This is a genomic window from Pseudomonas multiresinivorans (assembly GCF_012971725.1).
Classification (GTDB): domain Bacteria; phylum Pseudomonadota; class Gammaproteobacteria; order Pseudomonadales; family Pseudomonadaceae; genus Pseudomonas; species Pseudomonas multiresinivorans.
Genome location: NZ_CP048833.1, coordinates 2,343,588 through 2,359,064, shown reverse-complemented (window position 1 = coordinate 2,359,064; position 15,477 = coordinate 2,343,588). Strand labels below are relative to the sequence as shown.

The window sequence follows — 15,477 nt, the reverse complement described above, 5'->3', positions numbered from 1 at the left end:
ATGCATGCGCCGATGAGATCCCCACGCTCAAGTGAGAGGAAACCGAAGACGGCGGGGATGACGAGAAGGGAGAGGTCAGACATGAGCCACCTCCATTGGGACGAGCCACGACTTGCTGCTGGATGGCGAGTACAGGGTTCCGCCATCCTTGCGAACGAAGCGGCGGACCTCGCTGCCGAACTTCACGTGCAGCAGGCCGGGTGATGATTTGATGATCTTGGCCGGGACGAGTCCGCGCGAACCCATATCAATGTTCACGCGGTCGCCAACGGTCAGGCTGTCGAGGAATTCGCGGCGAGTCATTTCGAGCCCCTCGCGCTTTCCCAGTTGAACAGCAGGACGATCACGCCGCCTTCGCGCAGGCGGTCTGCCGAACGCTCGCCCAGCGCTACCTTCACTTCATCAACGCCAAGGTTTGAGATGATCACGGTCGGCCGGCACTGCTCGTAGCGGCCGTTGACGATGGCGAAGATGGTGCGCAGCTCGAAGTCGCTCGGCTGCTCTTTGCTGACGCCTATTTCGTCCAGAACGAGAAGGTCTGCTGCAACCAGCGGAGCGAGGATTTCGCCCTCGGTCTTGTAGCTGTTGTCGCCGTAGCTATCGCGGATTTCCTGGAAAACGCTGCCGACGGTCCGGTACACAGCTGTGCAGCCGTGAAGCTTCATCACAGCGTTGGCGATTGCTGCACCAAGGTGAGTCTTGCCGGTGCCAGGGGTACCCAGCAGCAGCATGCAGCGGCCAACCTCGGCATGCTCAGGGAATCTCTCTGCGAACTCCTGGCATACGCGCAGCGCTTTCGCCTTCCCTGCATGGTCAGTCACGTACTCGTCGAAGTTCTTCTCAGCGAATCGCTTCGGGATGGCGGCTCGGCCAAGACGGTGCTCAAGGTTGCGTTGACGCTCCCAGGTTTCCATGGCCTTGCGGTGTGCCAGTTCTTCGGCATCTGCACGCTGGGTACAGGCAGGGCAGCGAGAGCGGAACTCACGACCCAGCAAGCTGGTGATTCGCTGCTCGTAGGGGCCGTGTTCATCGCAAGCTGCAGGCTCAGTACGAGCACCTACCGCCTCGGCGATTTGGACAACGTTGCTAGAAGCCATGGGTGCCATCCTCGCGTTCGAAGAGACCTTCGGTGTAATCGCGTTCGGCGAAGCCGTGGTGCCGGCTCATCGCTGGCTTTGCAGCGGACAAGGTTTCACTCAGGCGCTTGGCAATCCACTCCGCCTTGAAGCCATGCCAGCCAGCGGAGATGGCCTCGATCAGCGCGGTTTCTGCGGCGATGCCGAGTTCCTTGCAGCGGGTCAGCTCGGTGTTCAGGGATTTCCATACGGTGGCGGTCAGCGAAGCCTTCTTGGCCTTGCGCAGGGCGACCCAGTCGGTCAGCACCTGCTCGGACACCTCGTGGGGGTTGTCTGCCAGCAAGTTGGTCAGGCCGAACGGCGCCTTGCGGTCTTGCTTCGGGGGCGAGGCTGGATCTTGGGGAGGAGTAATCTCTTCCGAAGGAAGAGTTACTAGGGGTTCTTGTTTCTTAGAATAAAGAAGGGAGACAGACGTTTTGGTCTGGATCGGACTTTGTCCGATTCGGTCCTGTTGGTCTGAGTCAGACGTTTTGGTCTGAGTCAGACGCTCAACGAATACCCACTCTTTCGGGTCGCACAGGCCGATATCGCCACGAGAACCGCCCTCACGAAAGATCACTCGACGGCGCAGGAGATGGCTGATTGCCTTGGAGGCCACATCGGGGCGGATGTTGGTGGCTTTGGCGATGTCGTCTGCCTTGATGCGGGCAGTGGCGATATTGAAGTTTAGGGTTTTCTTGGCGATGAACAGTGCCACCTTCAACTCCCGCGCCGGCAGGTCAATCTGCATCAGCGCGTCCATCAGGGTGTTGTCCATCCGGGTGAACCCCCTGGACTTGTCAATCTGGACTACGTTTGTCATGATTTACCTCGTCACAGCTTCAACGAATCAGCCGACCTTGCCCGTCGGCTTTTTTGTGCCTGGGATTCAGGCGATCTCAGCCGCGACTTTCTCTGCCTTCTCAGCCATGGCCACTGCGTGAGCAGCCAGAGCTCGGCAGGACAAGGCGAAGCCAGGAAGGTGCGGTGCGTCTATGTGGTCGATACGACCGTCGGCGAGGATCTGGCCACCAGCGCCTGCGGCGTCACCGAAGTGGCCTACGAGGCCGCTGAAGGCGGTCATGGCACAGACACCATCGATACCCACTGCACGCACAGCCAGAAGGCCGTAGCGGCTCGCTAGCTCGATCAGGCAGCGCTCGCGCCATTCAGGCAGCAGAGCTTCAACCCACGGCTCTTCCAGCCAGCTCGGGATTTCCACGGATTCGTTCAGCCAGCGCTGAACACGCTTCAGCCAGGTGTCAGCCGCCTTGAGGTAGGTCTCGGCGTCTTCCAGGTTCATCGCTTCGAAGTTCGGCACCGAGTGATTCGGCTCGATGTTCGGGATGCGGCTGTGGATCGCCTTGCTCAGCGAGGTAGCGAAGTCGCGCGCGCTCAGATTGGTGCGGGCGATCATGTCGCTGGCATGAGCGATAAGCACTGCGTCGCGGGTCTGGGTGTGGTTCTGTCTTGGGCTGGACATTTTGTCGAAGGCCTCCTGGCCCTAACCTGTCATCACTCGATCAACCGACAGGGAAATCACCCCATGGCCGACCTCTCCGAACTACAGGGCGAAGTGCTCGCCCTCACATGCGCTGTTGCTGCTCTGATGAACACCGCGCCTATCGCCCTTCAGGCTTCTGTCTGGCGCCGGTTCGATGAGCTGGCGGATCTACTGCTGGCAAATCTCGGTGAAGCTGGGAAAGCGGGTTTCTCCTGCGCCACCGTGCGAATCAGGGTCAGGCGGCTGTCTTCGATCCCTGCGTCGGGAAGGCTTTGATTTCCTCGGCGCTGAAAGAGCCGTCTTCCAGCACCGTCACAAACACATCACGACCCAAGCGGATCGCTTTGCTGATAGCGCCCTGAGTGCAGCCAAGAAGCTGTGCGGCCTTCGTATGGCCCTGTTCTTTGGCGAAATCAGCTAGTGGGATGCGGCGCATTTCGGCGTCCTCGGGTTCTTCGTTCGCCACCAGTATGACCGCCGGTATTGTTCTTAGTCAATACCGGCGATATTGGCTGCGCGAATACCGCAGGTAATAGCATTCGCCGATGGCCAAAGACTCCCGAAGACTCCCCCTAACTGACTGGCAGATCGCAGACAGCGAACGCCTGAAAGCGCTTTTTCAGCAGAAAAAAGGCGAGCTCAAGCTGACCCAGGAAATGATCGCTGCCGAGCTCGGTGACGGCGTCACCCAGGGGGCGGTGAGCCACTTCATGAACAAGCGCACAGCGCTGAGTCTGAAGGCCGCTTCTGTGTTCGCAAGGATGCTGAAGGTGCCCGTCGCAGACTTCAGCCCGACTCTTGCCGTCGAGCTGGAAAAGCTCAGCCAAGGCAATGAGCAGCAGAAGACAACCATCCCGGCTGGCACTGCCGCGAATGATTCGTCGATCACCGAAGACGAGGTTCACGTCTATATCCAGCAGCTCGACGCAAAGGCTGCCGCCGGTCTGGGCGAAGAAAACCCGCACGTCGAGGTGCGCGGAACGCTCGCATTCAAGAAGTCATGGATTAAGCGAAAGGGGCTGAAGGTTCATAACCTGGCTGCAATTTTCGCGTCTGGCCGCAGCATGGAGCCGACGATTCATGAGTGGGATGCCCTACTCGTAGACAAAGGCTCCAACACACTGAAGAACGACAGGGTTTTTGCCTTCTTGAACAATGAGGGTGAAACCATTGTTAAGCGAGCTGTGAGAGAAGGTGATGCTTGGCTGCTTCGTAGCGACAACTCTGACAAATCGGTCAGGGCGCATCGAGATATGCCATTCACAGATGAAGAAGGCCAGAGATTCGAAGTCATCGGCCAGGTGATCTGGCGTGGCGGAGACCTTTAGCCTCAGCTAGCGAGGAGGCAGCTATGCGGAGACTTTTTGGGCTTCTCTTCCTCTGCGCAACCGCGAATGCGGCAGAGCCGACATTCATCCAGAAGCTGGATGGATTGGCAGCACAATGCGCGGTTGATGGAAGTAGGAAATACACTGAAGCTGAGTTGGCGCTACGCGACCACGGTGAGAGCAGCAAGCAATACAAGGCAGCGCTAGGCGATGCATATACTGCTGCCAGCAGTTGCGTTCAAGTGAGCCTTCCGAAAGGGAGGGACGCGCTCAGGTCAGAAGCTTTAAAGTCACCAAACCTCAAGGAAAGATTGGCGGATGCCTATGCTGCCTGGGTTGGCTACATGGATTGGCTGAAAACGCCTCACTCATGGGCCGATGATGGTGCTCAGAAATCAGCATATGAAACAGCTAGAAATCGACTGCAGGCTGAAATCGATATCCAATAATCGCCAAGGAGGTAGTCATGCGCACCATTGCCTTAGGTCTTGCCATCTCCGCTTTGGTCGGGTGCTCAACTTCTGCTGTCGATCCAGCTAAAGCTGATCGCGTTCCGGCAGAATCCTTATATGCGTTCCAAAAGCCATCCAATGCAAATGATGCCCGCATCATCTTCACTCGTGATTCTGGCCTGAATGGGTATGCCTGCGATTACACGCTCTTCATCAATGGAACCAAGGCTGCTTCCGTTGGCTTATCTGAGACAGCTACCTTCTACGTGACGCCTGGACCGGCCATCATTGGATTCGAGCCAACCTCGATTTGCTCAGGGACACTCCAGGAGCTCTCTGTAGAACTGAAGCCTGGCTACGCCTACCAGTTCCGCGGCTTCCGCAACGCGAGCGGCGATCCTGGTATCAGCGCTACCGGCCGAGCGCCATACCCCTACTCTAGTGCTGCCAGCGCCCCGCAAGGCGCCGTTCCAGCATCTATCGGAATGCTCAGCAAGGACCAGTGGCGGCAACAGCAGCTTGACGAGCTGAGCAAGAAGTCGATGCCCTACGAGCAGTACCAGCAGGAGTACCGGAGGATCATGGGGCAGTAGATTCGATGCGCGCCGCTCTAGACAGCAACTTTTACGACCATAACCAAGGGATTTGAAGCAGATGCAGTTGCTTGCGATTAGGGATTGCGAGTCGTTTATTGAGGCGCTCGAACGGATCGAGTCCGGTCTAGAAGATGTGCAGATAACGTTTGATGGTTGGCCTAATTTTGAGGTCAAGATTAACGGCGAACGTTATAATAGTACGATGACATCGAAGCTCATGCAGGGCTTCATTTCGTACCAGGAAGAGGTTCTGCGATCTTACGCTGAGCTCAAGTACGGAACGTCATCGCTGCTGAGGCTGACCAATGAGGAGAAGGCCTCGCTCGAAATTGTCTTCCATATAGACCAGGGAAGCACGGAGGGAGATGGGAGTCTTGACGGCGTGGCCAATCGGCTGCTGGACAAGATCCCCTTTCACAAGATGACCCCACGACAAATCGCTCTTTGCTTAGCGCTCACCATCGGCTCTGTCGCTGGATACTTCGTATTCTCGGAATGGCAAGAGACTGTTCGAGAACAGCAGCGCTTTGACTCACAAGCCGCAACCGAATCCCATTACGAGCGACTTTTCGGCAAATTCACAGAGGCGCTTAACTCTCCTGAAACCCCACAGGAAGCGCGTCGCGTCCACGAGCGCACCCAGGAGGGCTATAAGGCCATCTTTGCTGGGGCGCCGGATGCGACCTCGGCGAGCGTGCATGGCAAGGCTTTCACGCGTGAGCAAATGCATGAGATTACCTCTCATGAAGCCCCCTCAAGGCTACGTCTTGAGCGGCATGACTCCGTAATTATCGAGTCGATCAAGCGCACGCCAGAATACCTGACGCTGACCTTGCGCCTGCCAAACGAAGAAACCACCTTCACTGGCAGAATCGACCTAATGCTATTCAGTCCTGACTCTCTTCCTAAGGTGTTCGATGCATTTCGGGACAGCACACCAATTCCCCTCTTTCATTACGCAACGGAGGAAGCTGGCGGGATAGTGAAGACGCAAATCCTAGCTGTCGATGCTCAACCAGAAAGCCATGAAACAACGACCGTTACACGCGAGACACTTCCACCGCTTACCGAATGACAAAAGCCCCGCACCGCGGGGCTTTTCGTTTCTGCCTGCCCTTACCTTCCGGCTCTGCCCTGAGCTGACGACAGCATCACCCCGGCGCTGAACCGAAAGCAGCGCCACCCTGCCCCGCCTGATACCAAATCCAAAGCCCGCCTAGAGCGGGATTTTTTGTGCCTGCAAAATTTTTATGACCGGAGGTATTGACCATTGAACAATACCGGCGGTATTGTTGATTCCAAGCCGAGCAACACACCGCCGGCCAGGCCGAAGCGCCGAACGCTCTTTAGCTCTACCCAAGGCAGCGATGGACTGGCCTCAACAGTCCAGAGGGATGGCAACTCTCCCGGGCGTGCAGCGTAAAGCGCCAAAACGAGTTTTCCGGCAGGCAGAGACCGTGGCTGGAGGAACAAGCGAAACACGCCGCGCGAGACGCCAGATTGCTGAGCGCGGCTGAGGCGCCGCAGTACGCGGCGCTTTCCAGGACCTCTAGAAACGGAGGTCGTGGAAAGCGGAGGCCTACATGCAAGAACAGTTGACGCAGGAACGGCTCATGAAGCTGCTGCAGTACGACAAAGCCACTGGCGAATTTACGTGGCTGGTTCGCAAAGGATCACGCGCTGAAAAGGGTGCAGTTGCTGGAAGCGACGACGGACAAGGGTACATACACATCGCAATCGACGGCACATACCACCGGGCTCACAGACTTGCGTGGCTGTACTGCCACGGGAGATGGCCAGATGGGCAGGTCGATCACCTTAACCACAGGCGCGATGACAACAGGCTTTCAAACCTGCGCGAGGTAAGTCATTCCGAGAACCAACGGAATGCTAGTCGTTGCCGGAACAACACATCCGGTGAGCATGGCATCAGTTACGAATCAGGTCGGCAGAGATGGCGCGTACAAGTGTCAGCACTAGGAACTGGTCGCCGAAAGCACGTTGGTTACTTTTCCACGATGCACGAGGCCATTGCTGCGCGTGACGCCGCATACGCCCTGAACGGCTATCACGCCAACCACGGCAAGTAGCCCCCATGGCTCCGCCAATCAGGAGAAAGAGATGGACGAAACCGAAGTAATCCGCAGCGAGTTCGAAAGCGTTGAGAAAAAAGTCTTCCCGCTGGCCAGATTGTCGACCGGCAAGTACCTCGACGAAGACACTCAGAAGCGGTGGGAACTCTTCCAGTTCGCATGGCATCGCGCGCTTCAGTTCGCAGCAATCCCCGACTAACAGGTGGCCACATGAGTAAGCACACTCCCGGACCTTGGATGGTCGACGATAGCGAATACCTCGCAGAGGGCGGTGGTCTTTGCGTAATGCAGGGCAATGACTGCATAGCAGTGGTTGGCGATTTCAATCCGTCTCACCCAATAGACGCCAACGCCCGCCTGATAGCGGCGGCGCCGGAGCTGCTGGAGGCTCTTCAAGCAGTCATCGACCACGGCGTCATGACTGGAGATGAATGGGTCGCAGAGAAAGCCATGGCGGCAATCGCCAGGGCCTCCGCCTAACGCGCCCTTGCGCATACACACCCTGGAGGCGAGATGAGCGAACGACTTGAAGCTCTGAAGTCTGGCAAGAACTACGAATTTGCGTACAACGCAAACCCGCGCTGCCCTCACTGTGGTGCTTTCCTGAACAGGGAAAAGACCGAAGAACTCGGCCTGTTCCATGGCGGAACGCACGAGGCAATGTGTGGCTCATGTAGCCGAGGATTCATTGTCGAGACGTTTGTAGAAACGACCGTCAAATACAGCTTCAGCACCGATGATCAATACGAGAACTGACTTCCCCGGCAAGGACGCCACCCTTCAATGGGGATGATGCGCAGGCCTGCCAAGGCGGCCACGGTCAGATTCGGCGAGTGCTGTCATCTCCTACGGCATGACGCTGCTCTGCTACGGAGTATCCACTGCGCGCCGGTCTAGCGAGCCGGCCATCCCCACCCTACCCCTCTTAGCCCGGCAAGTCCGGGCATTTTTTCGCCTGTATGACGACAGCGAGACAGGACGCTGCCGCATGCACGCGACCACGAGGTCATAGACATGAACGAAATGTACCTAAACGACGGAGACGCAACCTTGGTCGGAAGCTTCACCAAGGTTTGCTGGGATCGCGATAACGGGCAGCGCTACCAGTTCGGATTCAAGCCTAACCGTGGAAAGAAGTTTGTCGTGATGCTGCTTGGCGAGGCTGACAAGACCGCCGAAGACTTCGACCTTGAGGCCGCGCTAAATCGCCTTGGATTTTACCGGAGGGAGCAGCCATGACCGCCATCCGCAAGCTGCAGGAAGCGTATGACGCTTTGGTGCCTGACGACTCGCCTACCTGGGCCGAGAGTTCGGAGTGGGCGAACATCCACTACGCCGCAGTCGACGACCTGATCAAGCGCGGCTTCGTGCGCTTCAACGGCAGGAAGCTGATCGAAGCTGACGTGCTTTGCATCAAGGTGCAGGACGCCGCTGAGAAGGCCATCAAGCAGGACCACGAGTGCAACCTGGGCCAGTTGTTGGTCGCGCTCAAGGCGTGCAACTACGACGAAGCCAGACGCCTCGCTGACCTCTTCCTCAGCAAGGACAAAATCCGCGATCTGGCCGGCGATCTGGTCAACGCGAAGGAAGACGAAATCTACCGGCTGTATGTGCAGGAGGCGGCATGAGCTACTTCATCGAAACCGATCTGCCAATACCCGATGCAAACGGTGACGGGCAAGGAACTGATTGCCTGCGTCTCGACCCTATTGCGCGGGCAAATCGTCCACCAGCAGTGGGAGTTGTGGATGCCAGCAACCTCGCACAGCTGGCAGGAACTGACCTTTTTCAGTGGTATGGGCGCCGTAGAAGCGGCTACTGGACTCCGTTCGGCAAGGTGTTGCAGATCACCGACGAGGGAATTCAAGCACTCCGCGATGAACTGAACACCTGCGCCGATTACAAGCGTCGGTACATCGAGTCACTTGTTTCAAGGCTTCTAAAAGCTAGGGAGTCAACATGAGCATCATCCGAGAGAACCTGATGACTCGCCCCGGTTACACGCCCTACTGCGGGAACATGGATAAGTGCACCGTCATGCCTCGCACGAATTGGACTGGTGAACAGTTCAAATGTGGCTGCTGCGGTTGGGAGTCGAAGTTTCCAGCCGACTTCATCGCTGAGTACAAGGCCAAGTGGCATCCGGAGGTGAAGACTTGAACATCATCGCGCCCAACTTCCCCGCCATAATCCAAGCCCTGAGAAATCAGGGCTTTTCATATCTGGAGTTCAGGAGATCGCCGTTTAAGTGCAAGGGACGGTGGGTCTGTGAAATGGAGGTGCAGAAATGAGCCGAGAGTACTTCACCGCCGTGTTCAAGATCAGCGATCAGGCCAAGTTCATGGAGCTGGCGAAGCAGATCACCACGAGCATGGCTGAGCAATCAGACCTGAGCGGCGCGGTAGTCACTGGCGCCGGCTGGTGCGACGAGATGACAGCCGCAGACAACATGCGCGCTTGGCTCGACAACCGAGGCGAGGACACAGAATCCATCGAGCGAGGTGAAGCATGAAGCTCAAGACCATCGACCCAAGCTGGGTATGGGCACTTGCCCTGATGATTCTGTTCTTCAAGGCCCTCGACGTTGCGAACGGCTGGACTGCTGAGTCACCTGCCTACCCCATCACGCACGCCAGCACGGGGCGCCGGTAAGCCGGATAGCCGTGAGCCGGTTGGCGGTTAGTCCGGCGCCATCAACGCCGCCAGATGTGGTCTGGAGCGCACCTTTCGCCGGCTAGTACAGCGGTTTTCTCACGCCTGGATGACAAATCCGAGTGGCGCACGTTACGCGCCTTTCCCTTCTATCTGGAGAACGATATGACCGATTGCATGATCGAGATGCCCCGCTACCAAAGCCACAAGCAGGTTTGGGCACTGAAGCTTGAGCGAATAGACGTCGATGCGAATTTGCTTCACCCCGTCGACAAGGCTTACGCCCCAATAGCCATGCCGGCAGCGTGGATGGCAAAGCATCAACCGCAAGCTGGTGGCTACTTCGTCAGCTACAAGGACGGATACCAGTCGTACTCGCCAGCCGAGGCATTCGAAGAAGGAAACACACCGCTGGGCGATCGCAATGCCGATATTCACAGTCTGCTCACCTTCTACAACGTGGAAACCATGAGCCAGCTTGTGGCTGAGATGGATGGACACGTGAAGCAGCTGCAAGAGCGCCTTCGCCCATTCCTGAAAGAACCGCACCAGATCAACCGAGTGCGAGAAGGCTAAGAATCAACCCCTCCCTTCACTGGCTGCGCATGCGCGGCGAGGTATTACCACATGAGCAATCTTGCGGTCATCGAGCAAGATGTCTACGGGGCTCGCAGCTCCTTCGCGTCCGTGCTGACCGACTCGGCACTCAACTTCGAACGTGAAGCAGAGTTCGCCATCCAGACCTTCCAGAACAACGACTACGCCGCGAAGATCGCTTCCAGCAACCGTCAGTCGGTCGTCAACGCAGTGACCAACATCGCGGCAATCGGGATCAGCCTGAATCCGGCGAAGCGCCAGGCCTATCTAGTTCCGCGTGACGGGCGTATCTGCCTGGACATCAGCTACATGGGCCTGATGGATCTTGCTATGGCTACCGGCTCGATCCTGTGGGCGCAGGCAGAACTGGTCTACGCGCACGACTCCTTCTCCCTCAACGGCTTCGATAAGCCGCCCACCCACTCCTACAACCCATTCGCCAAGGAGCGCGGGGAGATCGTAGGTGTGTACGTGGTAGTGAAGACGGCAGACGGCGACTACCTGACCACCTGCATGAGCCGCGATGACATCGATGGGATCATGAACCGCTCCCAGTCGGTGAAGTCAGGCAAGTCTTCCCCCTGGAAGACCGACTACGGCGAGATGGCGAAGAAGACGGTCGTGAAGCGGGCCTACAAGTACTGGCCGAAGACAGACCGCCTGGACAAGGCAATCCATCACCTGAACACCGATTCAGGCGAAGGGCTGGCAAGTCTTGCGGCAAACGCGCAGGGCGGCGAGCTCGCCGAGAAGTGGATAGCCCAGGTAGTTAACGCCGAATCGCTCGATGCACTGCAAAGCGTGTGGCTCGCCGGTAAGGCCGAAATGCAGTCAGCCCGCGATGTGCAGTCATTCGCCAAGTTCAAAGAGGCCGTGAAGCAGCGTCAAAGCGCGCTTGCCGTGCAGCCTGAGCCTATTGAGGCGGAGGTGGAACATGATCCAGCAGACTGATGATTGGTTCGCCCAGAGGCTCGGCAAGGTAACGGCGAGCAAGGTGAAGGATGTAATGGCAAAGGGGCGCGGAGGCGCCCCTTCTGCTGTCCGCACCAACTACATGATGCAGCTTCTGTGTGAACGCCTGACCGGAGCGCGAGAGGAAGGCTACACAAACGCAGCCATGCAGCGCGGCAACGACTTGGAGCCTATCGCGCGCTCGGCATACGAGATGTACGAAGACTGCGAGGTACTGGAGGTAGGACTGATCCTGCATCCTAGCATCGAAGGCTTCGGTGCAAGTCCCGATGGGGTGATCTTGCTGGACGACGGCCGCCGCGGTCTGGAGATCAAATGCCCGAACACAGCCCAGCACATCGCTGTGATTCAGTCTGGCAAGCACGACACGCAGTACGAGTGGCAAATGCTCGCCCAGATGGCCTGCGCTGAACTGGAATCTGTCGACTTCGTGTCCTTCGACGACCGCCTGCCCGATGAACTGCAGTACGTCTGCTTCCGCTACCACAGGGACGATGCGCGCATCCGCGAGATGGAGGCTGAGGTTAAGGCGTTCCTGGACGAACTGGCAGCGCTTGAGGCTGACATGCGCGGGAGGATGGCCGCATGAGAACCATCATCACCGCCCAGCTATTCGGCAAGAAGCTGTCGATCCCCTTCTCCGAGATCACGCACTTCACCAGCGGCGACAAGTACGTCAGTGCGCATTATCCGGGCGGTGAACTGCTGCTGGATGAGGCCCTGAAGCGCATCGAAGACGAGTTCGGTGACTACCTGACGCGAACACATCGCAGCGCTCTCGTGAAGACTCACCTGATCGTCCACTTGGTGCGCCACATAGCATCGAAACGCGGCGAGGTTCAGTTGGAAGGCGTAGACGAGCTGATACCAGTCAGCGAGACATGCCTGCGCCGCATCACTGGCGTCATCGAATCACGTCGGCGTCTAGCCGCATGAATCCCTTGCACCACGTCACCTAGGGGCCGCAATGGCCCCTCTTTTTCGCCTGAGGTGTGCCATGGAAACAGACTTCCCCGAGATTGAAGAACCCTGCGAGGCGGACGCTTGGCAGGAGATCGTGCACTGCGAGCACAAGCTGAATCACGACGACATTGACCGGCTGATGGCTGAGTTTCTGGCCAGTGGCGGCGCAGTGCAGGAGATCGGATTCGGCCAGCGCACTGACCTGATCCCGGTCTTCAACGGCCAGTTCATCCACAAGAGTTCACCGCTCGAACGCATGCACGAAGTTGCACGTCGCCGCAGCGCTGAGTCCCGCATCGCGCTGGGTGACGCCGATCTGATCAAGCGGATGGACGCAGAGATCGAAACCTTCCCCACCCGCAAGCACATGATGCGCGCCCTGCACATCAGCAACGACCGAATCCTGCGGCTGATCTACACGCACTTCCGCGATGACACGCGGTTTGCGCTGATGCTGACCCGCAAGGACATCAATGCGCAGCGCCTCTGGGAGGAACGCCATGAACAGGCAGCAGCTTGAGTACCCAGAGAACACCGCCGAGTACCAGGACGGCATAGAGGCCAAGCAGCTTGGCCTGACCGAGCGCGCTTGCCCTTGGGGACTCCACGAACTCGACCGCCGCTGCCGTTGGCTGGCCGGCTACCACGACACCGTCCTTGATCGGAGGGAAGCAGCATGAAAGGCCTCGACAAGTCAGACAAGCAACGCAAGATCGAGTCGATCACCAACCAGTCTTTCGACGACATCTTCGAATCCGCACGACGCCAAGCCGAGGCAGACGCCCTGCTCCGCAGCTGCAAACACATGACCGGCCAGCTCAGCACCATCGGCGGCCAGCAACTCAGCGAAGACATCTGCGAGTACTTCAGGAAGTACGGCGCGCAGCAGGAGAAGGCAGCATGACCGAGAAGAAGATTCCTGAGTGGCTGAGCCTGTCTGCCGATGTGGCTGTGGTGAAGCTTTCGAAGCCAGTGACCTGCAACGGCGTCGAGGTCGACGATCTCAGTCTGCGCGCTCCAACCGTGCGCGACATTCGCATGGCCAGCAAGTTGGCTTACGACGACGAAGAGCGCGAGCTGAATCTGTTCGCCGCACTGATCCGCATCGGTCGTGACGAACTTGAAGACCTGAAGCTCAGCGATTACCAGCGACTCCAGCACGCCTACTTCATGCTGGTTCGGGAGGATTCGGAATGAATCGAGAACACGAACTGAGCGCCGAACTCGACAACTACATCGCAGGGCTTCGGATCGAGAACATCAACCTGAAGCTGGCGGCGAAGAAGGCACAGGAGCTAATTTCTGATGCCGTTGATTGGATTCCCGTTGGCACTGTCATGCGCTCAAACGTAGAGGCCTTCCTCGCCTCGCAGCAGGGGGAGCAGTGCCAGCAATGCAGCGGCTCCGGAACGGTTTCTGACAGCGACGGCTGCGGAGTCTGGTACATCGGCTGCCCAAGCTGCCCACCGGAGCACCCCGAGCAGGCAGAGGGCGCGCAGGGGGAGCTGGCAGTCCTGGCATGGCTTGAGTCGAAGCTGAACGACATGCCGGCATGGTTCGGCGGCGAGGATCACACCAGAACCAGCGGCTGGATGCGCGACCAGTTCATCCTGCTGATTCAGGAAGCCCGCGCCGCCCTGGCGCAACCCTCCCCGGCTTGCTCCACCTGCAACGATACCGGCATGGTCGATGATGGCGAGATAACCCATTCCGAAGGCGGCATTCCCTACGAAAACGGGCCGGTGAAGTGCGTGAAGGATTGCCCGACCTGCAAAGCGCAACCCTCCCCGGCGCCGGAGCTGGTCAACGCCCTGCGGCAGTATCAGCACAACGACTGTTCCGGCGTTGTGTTCGGCTACGACAAAGCCGAGACCGAGCGTATCGTCGCGGCGCTGCGCGTGGAAAATTCCAATTTGCAGGTTCGGCTTACTGGAATGACATTCGACCGTAACTGCCGGCGTGAAGAACGCGACGCCGCCCAGGCCAGGGTCGCGGAGCTGGAGAAGCTGAGCCGCGCGCACGATCCGCTGCGAATCGGGCTTTCCGCAATGCTCGGTTCGTTCAAGGTAGCGGCCAACGCTGAGCAGGAAGGAACGCTGCGCATGGCTCAACAGTTGTTCGACGCCACCGCTGACGCTCGCTACGGCGACTTCAAGAACAAGGCCGTCGTTGACCGGCTGATTGCTGGGCTCGCCTCCCCGGTCTCCCAGGCTGGGCAGGTGCCGGAGGGCTGGAAGCTGGTTCCGACTAAACCAACCATTGAAATGGTAGAGGCTGGTTATGAAGAATCGTTCGGTAAGCCGGACCGCAGCGAGCACGCCCGCGTCATAGAGCAGTACGATGCCATGCTCGCCGCCGCGCCGGCGCAGGGAGGGGCTGATCCCGAAGAGGATTGGCACCGCGATATGCAACTGAACGACGATCGAGATCGCGCGGATTACTTGGACAGTTTGGAGGACGGCGGTGATGAGTGACGTAAAGCGCTGGGAGCCTGAGAACACCATCGTCGGCTACAACATGCGGCCAGACCCTGAAGGTTCGTTCGTGCTGCATGAGCACTACGCCAAGCTCGAAGCCGAGGCCCAGGCGCTCAGGGAGGAAGTCGCAGCTGCGCACGGCCGCGCTGACACACTTGAGCATCGCATGATGGGGATGATGACCCGGCACTTTGCTGAGGCTTGGCGGAAGCGTGACACGACGAAGGAACTCGACGGCTACCTTTCTGCTGGAATCGCAGAGCTTGAGCGCGACCGTGATGCGGCGCTGGAGGAAGTCGCAACCCTGCGCGCAAGGGTGGTGGTTGATGAGCATGCCGAGTTCGAACGCTTGTTCAGCATCTACAAGATGAAGCGCCATCACCACGGCGTAGGCGGTTATACAGACTTCATGACTCACTGCGTATTCGAAGCGTTCCAGGCTGGAGTGCGCATCAACGGCAAGGCGGTGAGCGAGGGGCTGTTGCGCAGTGCGGTCGAGTCAATCCTGCGCCTAGCGGAGAAATCGGAACCCGTGCTCAGCCTGAAAGGGATGCGAGAGACAGGTAACGTCGACGTGAAGCTAGCAGACGAGCTGAGCACCCTCCTCCACCCCTAACCAGCCACCCCAGCACCAACCTCTAACCCGCTTAGCTGCTGGGTTTCTCTTCATAAAAGTGGCGATTCAGCATCAGCATACCCGCCACCTATTTCCCCTTAACCGCACACCC

At 58.3% G+C, this 15,477-nt stretch carries 28 protein-coding genes; 23 read left to right on the top strand and 5 right to left on the bottom strand.

Annotation, left to right across the window (positions count from 1 at the left end; genetic code table 11):
* Positions 1–75 precede the first annotated feature (75 nt).
* The 5 genes from G4G71_RS11030 to G4G71_RS11010 form a co-directional block, all read right to left on the bottom strand.
* On the bottom strand, positions 76–303 hold the full coding sequence (locus G4G71_RS11030; RefSeq protein WP_169937577.1) for a hypothetical protein: 228 nt from the start codon (positions 301–303) through the stop codon (positions 76–78).
* Positions 300–1,097, bottom strand: coding sequence for an ATP-binding protein (locus tag G4G71_RS11025; protein WP_169937574.1), 798 nt, complete (start codon positions 1,095–1,097; stop codon positions 300–302). The genes G4G71_RS11030 and G4G71_RS11025 overlap by 4 nt, the downstream gene beginning before the upstream one ends.
* Positions 1,087–1,938, bottom strand: a complete 852-nt coding sequence (locus tag G4G71_RS11020; RefSeq protein WP_169937572.1) for a replication protein — start codon at positions 1,936–1,938, stop codon at positions 1,087–1,089. The genes G4G71_RS11025 and G4G71_RS11020 overlap by 11 nt, the downstream gene beginning before the upstream one ends.
* A 66-nt stretch (positions 1,939–2,004) precedes the next feature.
* A complete protein-coding gene (locus G4G71_RS11015; RefSeq protein WP_169937570.1) occupies positions 2,005–2,598 on the bottom strand; it encodes a hypothetical protein in 594 nt (197 codons plus the stop codon).
* 256 nt (positions 2,599–2,854) lie between these two features.
* Positions 2,855–3,085 carry a Cro/CI family transcriptional regulator gene (locus G4G71_RS11010; protein ID WP_420825993.1) on the bottom strand — a complete coding sequence of 77 codons (231 nt, stop codon included), beginning with the start codon at positions 3,083–3,085 and terminating at the stop codon, positions 2,855–2,857.
* 79 nt (positions 3,086–3,164) lie between these two features.
* On the opposite strand from G4G71_RS11010, the gene G4G71_RS11005 reads away from it, so the two are divergent.
* From G4G71_RS11005 to G4G71_RS29895, 23 genes are all read left to right on the top strand, one after another.
* Positions 3,165–3,947, top strand: a complete 783-nt coding sequence (locus G4G71_RS11005; protein ID WP_169937568.1) for a S24 family peptidase — start codon at positions 3,165–3,167, stop codon at positions 3,945–3,947.
* A 23-nt stretch (positions 3,948–3,970) separates the two neighbouring features.
* Positions 3,971–4,396, top strand: coding sequence for a hypothetical protein (locus G4G71_RS11000; protein WP_169937566.1), 426 nt, complete (start codon positions 3,971–3,973; stop codon positions 4,394–4,396).
* Between the two features lie 17 nt (positions 4,397–4,413).
* Entirely contained in the window at positions 4,414–4,992 is a 579-nt protein-coding gene (locus G4G71_RS10995) for a hypothetical protein (RefSeq protein ID WP_169937564.1), read from the top strand.
* Between the two features lie 61 nt (positions 4,993–5,053).
* Positions 5,054–6,070, top strand: coding sequence for a hypothetical protein (locus tag G4G71_RS10990; RefSeq protein ID WP_169937562.1), 1,017 nt, complete (start codon positions 5,054–5,056; stop codon positions 6,068–6,070).
* Between the two features lie 508 nt (positions 6,071–6,578).
* Complete coding sequence (locus tag G4G71_RS30200) at positions 6,579–7,085, top strand: HNH endonuclease signature motif containing protein (RefSeq protein WP_169937560.1); 507 nt, start codon at positions 6,579–6,581, stop codon at positions 7,083–7,085.
* A 31-nt stretch (positions 7,086–7,116) separates the two neighbouring features.
* Positions 7,117–7,287, top strand: coding sequence for a hypothetical protein (locus tag G4G71_RS10980; RefSeq protein WP_169937558.1), 171 nt, complete (start codon positions 7,117–7,119; stop codon positions 7,285–7,287).
* Between the two features lie 11 nt (positions 7,288–7,298).
* Positions 7,299–7,568, top strand: a complete 270-nt coding sequence (locus G4G71_RS10975; protein ID WP_169934896.1) for a hypothetical protein — start codon at positions 7,299–7,301, stop codon at positions 7,566–7,568.
* Between the two features lie 33 nt (positions 7,569–7,601).
* Positions 7,602–7,844, top strand: coding sequence for a hypothetical protein (locus tag G4G71_RS10970; protein ID WP_169937556.1), 243 nt, complete (start codon positions 7,602–7,604; stop codon positions 7,842–7,844).
* A 258-nt stretch (positions 7,845–8,102) separates the two neighbouring features.
* On the top strand, positions 8,103–8,327 hold the full coding sequence (locus G4G71_RS10965; RefSeq protein WP_169937554.1) for a hypothetical protein: 225 nt from the start codon (positions 8,103–8,105) through the stop codon (positions 8,325–8,327).
* Entirely contained in the window at positions 8,324–8,716 is a 393-nt protein-coding gene (locus tag G4G71_RS10960) for a hypothetical protein (protein WP_169937552.1), read from the top strand. Before G4G71_RS10965 ends, G4G71_RS10960 begins: the two co-directional genes overlap by 4 nt.
* Positions 8,713–9,051: a hypothetical protein gene (locus tag G4G71_RS10955; protein WP_169937550.1), complete on the top strand. Its 339-nt coding sequence runs from the start codon at positions 8,713–8,715 to the stop codon at positions 9,049–9,051. The genes G4G71_RS10960 and G4G71_RS10955 overlap by 4 nt, the downstream gene beginning before the upstream one ends.
* 324 nt (positions 9,052–9,375) lie before the next feature.
* Positions 9,376–9,600 (top strand): hypothetical protein, encoded by a 225-nt coding sequence (locus G4G71_RS10950; protein WP_169937548.1) that lies wholly within the window; start codon positions 9,376–9,378, stop codon positions 9,598–9,600.
* A complete protein-coding gene (locus tag G4G71_RS10945; protein WP_169937546.1) occupies positions 9,597–9,740 on the top strand; it encodes a hypothetical protein in 144 nt (47 codons plus the stop codon). The genes G4G71_RS10950 and G4G71_RS10945 overlap by 4 nt, the downstream gene beginning before the upstream one ends.
* A 165-nt stretch (positions 9,741–9,905) precedes the next feature.
* Entirely contained in the window at positions 9,906–10,316 is a 411-nt protein-coding gene (locus G4G71_RS10940; RefSeq protein ID WP_169937543.1) for a hypothetical protein, read from the top strand.
* Positions 10,317–10,367: 51 nt separating this feature from the next.
* Positions 10,368–11,288 carry a recombinase RecT gene (locus G4G71_RS10935; RefSeq protein WP_169937541.1) on the top strand — a complete coding sequence of 307 codons (921 nt, stop codon included), beginning with the start codon at positions 10,368–10,370 and terminating at the stop codon, positions 11,286–11,288.
* Complete coding sequence (locus tag G4G71_RS10930) at positions 11,272–11,898, top strand: lambda exonuclease family protein (RefSeq protein WP_169937538.1); 627 nt, start codon at positions 11,272–11,274, stop codon at positions 11,896–11,898. Before G4G71_RS10935 ends, G4G71_RS10930 begins: the two co-directional genes overlap by 17 nt.
* On the top strand, positions 11,895–12,245 hold the full coding sequence (locus G4G71_RS10925; protein WP_169937536.1) for a LytTR family DNA-binding domain-containing protein: 351 nt from the start codon (positions 11,895–11,897) through the stop codon (positions 12,243–12,245). The genes G4G71_RS10930 and G4G71_RS10925 overlap by 4 nt, the downstream gene beginning before the upstream one ends.
* 61 nt (positions 12,246–12,306) lie before the next feature.
* Entirely contained in the window at positions 12,307–12,792 is a 486-nt protein-coding gene (locus tag G4G71_RS10920) for a hypothetical protein (protein ID WP_169937534.1), read from the top strand.
* A complete protein-coding gene (locus tag G4G71_RS10915; RefSeq protein ID WP_169937531.1) occupies positions 12,773–12,952 on the top strand; it encodes a hypothetical protein in 180 nt (59 codons plus the stop codon). The genes G4G71_RS10920 and G4G71_RS10915 overlap by 20 nt, the downstream gene beginning before the upstream one ends.
* Entirely contained in the window at positions 12,949–13,176 is a 228-nt protein-coding gene (locus G4G71_RS10910; protein ID WP_169937529.1) for a hypothetical protein, read from the top strand. Before G4G71_RS10915 ends, G4G71_RS10910 begins: the two co-directional genes overlap by 4 nt.
* Positions 13,173–13,469 carry a phage tail assembly protein gene (locus tag G4G71_RS10905; protein ID WP_169937527.1) on the top strand — a complete coding sequence of 99 codons (297 nt, stop codon included), beginning with the start codon at positions 13,173–13,175 and terminating at the stop codon, positions 13,467–13,469. Before G4G71_RS10910 ends, G4G71_RS10905 begins: the two co-directional genes overlap by 4 nt.
* On the top strand, positions 13,466–14,746 hold the full coding sequence (locus G4G71_RS10900; RefSeq protein WP_169937525.1) for a hypothetical protein: 1,281 nt from the start codon (positions 13,466–13,468) through the stop codon (positions 14,744–14,746). The genes G4G71_RS10905 and G4G71_RS10900 overlap by 4 nt, the downstream gene beginning before the upstream one ends.
* The gene (locus tag G4G71_RS29895; protein WP_205896248.1) at positions 14,739–15,365 is read left to right on the top strand and encodes a hypothetical protein; all 627 of its coding nucleotides are present in this window, start codon (positions 14,739–14,741) and stop codon (positions 15,363–15,365) included. The genes G4G71_RS10900 and G4G71_RS29895 overlap by 8 nt, the downstream gene beginning before the upstream one ends.
* The last annotated feature ends 112 nt before the right edge of the window (positions 15,366–15,477 follow it).

What these genes read in the sequence shown, in the direction of transcription:
- G4G71_RS10940 (WP_169937543.1), top strand. Translation starts at nt 9,906, where the DNA reads ATGACCGATTGCATGATCGAGATGCCCCGCTACCAAAGCCACAAGCAG.
- G4G71_RS11015 (WP_169937570.1), bottom strand. Translation starts at nt 2,598, where the DNA reads ATGTCCAGCCCAAGACAGAACCACACCCAGACCCGCGACGCAGTGCTT.
- G4G71_RS10915 (WP_169937531.1), top strand. Translation starts at nt 12,773, where the DNA reads ATGAACAGGCAGCAGCTTGAGTACCCAGAGAACACCGCCGAGTACCAG.
- G4G71_RS10995 (WP_169937564.1), top strand. Translation starts at nt 4,414, where the DNA reads ATGCGCACCATTGCCTTAGGTCTTGCCATCTCCGCTTTGGTCGGGTGC.
- G4G71_RS29895 (WP_205896248.1), top strand. Translation starts at nt 14,739, where the DNA reads ATGAGTGACGTAAAGCGCTGGGAGCCTGAGAACACCATCGTCGGCTAC.
- G4G71_RS10970 (WP_169937556.1), top strand. Translation starts at nt 7,602, where the DNA reads ATGAGCGAACGACTTGAAGCTCTGAAGTCTGGCAAGAACTACGAATTT.
- G4G71_RS11030 (WP_169937577.1), bottom strand. Translation starts at nt 303, where the DNA reads ATGACTCGCCGCGAATTCCTCGACAGCCTGACCGTTGGCGACCGCGTG.
- G4G71_RS11020 (WP_169937572.1), bottom strand. Translation starts at nt 1,938, where the DNA reads ATGACAAACGTAGTCCAGATTGACAAGTCCAGGGGGTTCACCCGGATG.
- G4G71_RS10965 (WP_169937554.1), top strand. Translation starts at nt 8,103, where the DNA reads ATGAACGAAATGTACCTAAACGACGGAGACGCAACCTTGGTCGGAAGC.
- G4G71_RS10980 (WP_169937558.1), top strand. Translation starts at nt 7,117, where the DNA reads ATGGACGAAACCGAAGTAATCCGCAGCGAGTTCGAAAGCGTTGAGAAA.
- G4G71_RS10920 (WP_169937534.1), top strand. Translation starts at nt 12,307, where the DNA reads ATGGAAACAGACTTCCCCGAGATTGAAGAACCCTGCGAGGCGGACGCT.
- G4G71_RS11000 (WP_169937566.1), top strand. Translation starts at nt 3,971, where the DNA reads ATGCGGAGACTTTTTGGGCTTCTCTTCCTCTGCGCAACCGCGAATGCG.
- G4G71_RS10945 (WP_169937546.1), top strand. Translation starts at nt 9,597, where the DNA reads ATGAAGCTCAAGACCATCGACCCAAGCTGGGTATGGGCACTTGCCCTG.
- G4G71_RS10925 (WP_169937536.1), top strand. Translation starts at nt 11,895, where the DNA reads ATGAGAACCATCATCACCGCCCAGCTATTCGGCAAGAAGCTGTCGATC.
- G4G71_RS30200 (WP_169937560.1), top strand. Translation starts at nt 6,579, where the DNA reads ATGCAAGAACAGTTGACGCAGGAACGGCTCATGAAGCTGCTGCAGTAC.
- G4G71_RS10905 (WP_169937527.1), top strand. Translation starts at nt 13,173, where the DNA reads ATGACCGAGAAGAAGATTCCTGAGTGGCTGAGCCTGTCTGCCGATGTG.
- G4G71_RS10935 (WP_169937541.1), top strand. Translation starts at nt 10,368, where the DNA reads ATGAGCAATCTTGCGGTCATCGAGCAAGATGTCTACGGGGCTCGCAGC.
- G4G71_RS11025 (WP_169937574.1), bottom strand. Translation starts at nt 1,097, where the DNA reads ATGGCTTCTAGCAACGTTGTCCAAATCGCCGAGGCGGTAGGTGCTCGT.
- G4G71_RS10975 (WP_169934896.1), top strand. Translation starts at nt 7,299, where the DNA reads ATGAGTAAGCACACTCCCGGACCTTGGATGGTCGACGATAGCGAATAC.
- G4G71_RS10955 (WP_169937550.1), top strand. Translation starts at nt 8,713, where the DNA reads ATGAGCTACTTCATCGAAACCGATCTGCCAATACCCGATGCAAACGGT.
- G4G71_RS10950 (WP_169937548.1), top strand. Translation starts at nt 9,376, where the DNA reads ATGAGCCGAGAGTACTTCACCGCCGTGTTCAAGATCAGCGATCAGGCC.
- G4G71_RS10990 (WP_169937562.1), top strand. Translation starts at nt 5,054, where the DNA reads ATGCAGTTGCTTGCGATTAGGGATTGCGAGTCGTTTATTGAGGCGCTC.
- G4G71_RS10960 (WP_169937552.1), top strand. Translation starts at nt 8,324, where the DNA reads ATGACCGCCATCCGCAAGCTGCAGGAAGCGTATGACGCTTTGGTGCCT.
- G4G71_RS11005 (WP_169937568.1), top strand. Translation starts at nt 3,165, where the DNA reads ATGGCCAAAGACTCCCGAAGACTCCCCCTAACTGACTGGCAGATCGCA.
- G4G71_RS10900 (WP_169937525.1), top strand. Translation starts at nt 13,466, where the DNA reads ATGAATCGAGAACACGAACTGAGCGCCGAACTCGACAACTACATCGCA.
- G4G71_RS10910 (WP_169937529.1), top strand. Translation starts at nt 12,949, where the DNA reads ATGAAAGGCCTCGACAAGTCAGACAAGCAACGCAAGATCGAGTCGATC.
- G4G71_RS10930 (WP_169937538.1), top strand. Translation starts at nt 11,272, where the DNA reads ATGATCCAGCAGACTGATGATTGGTTCGCCCAGAGGCTCGGCAAGGTA.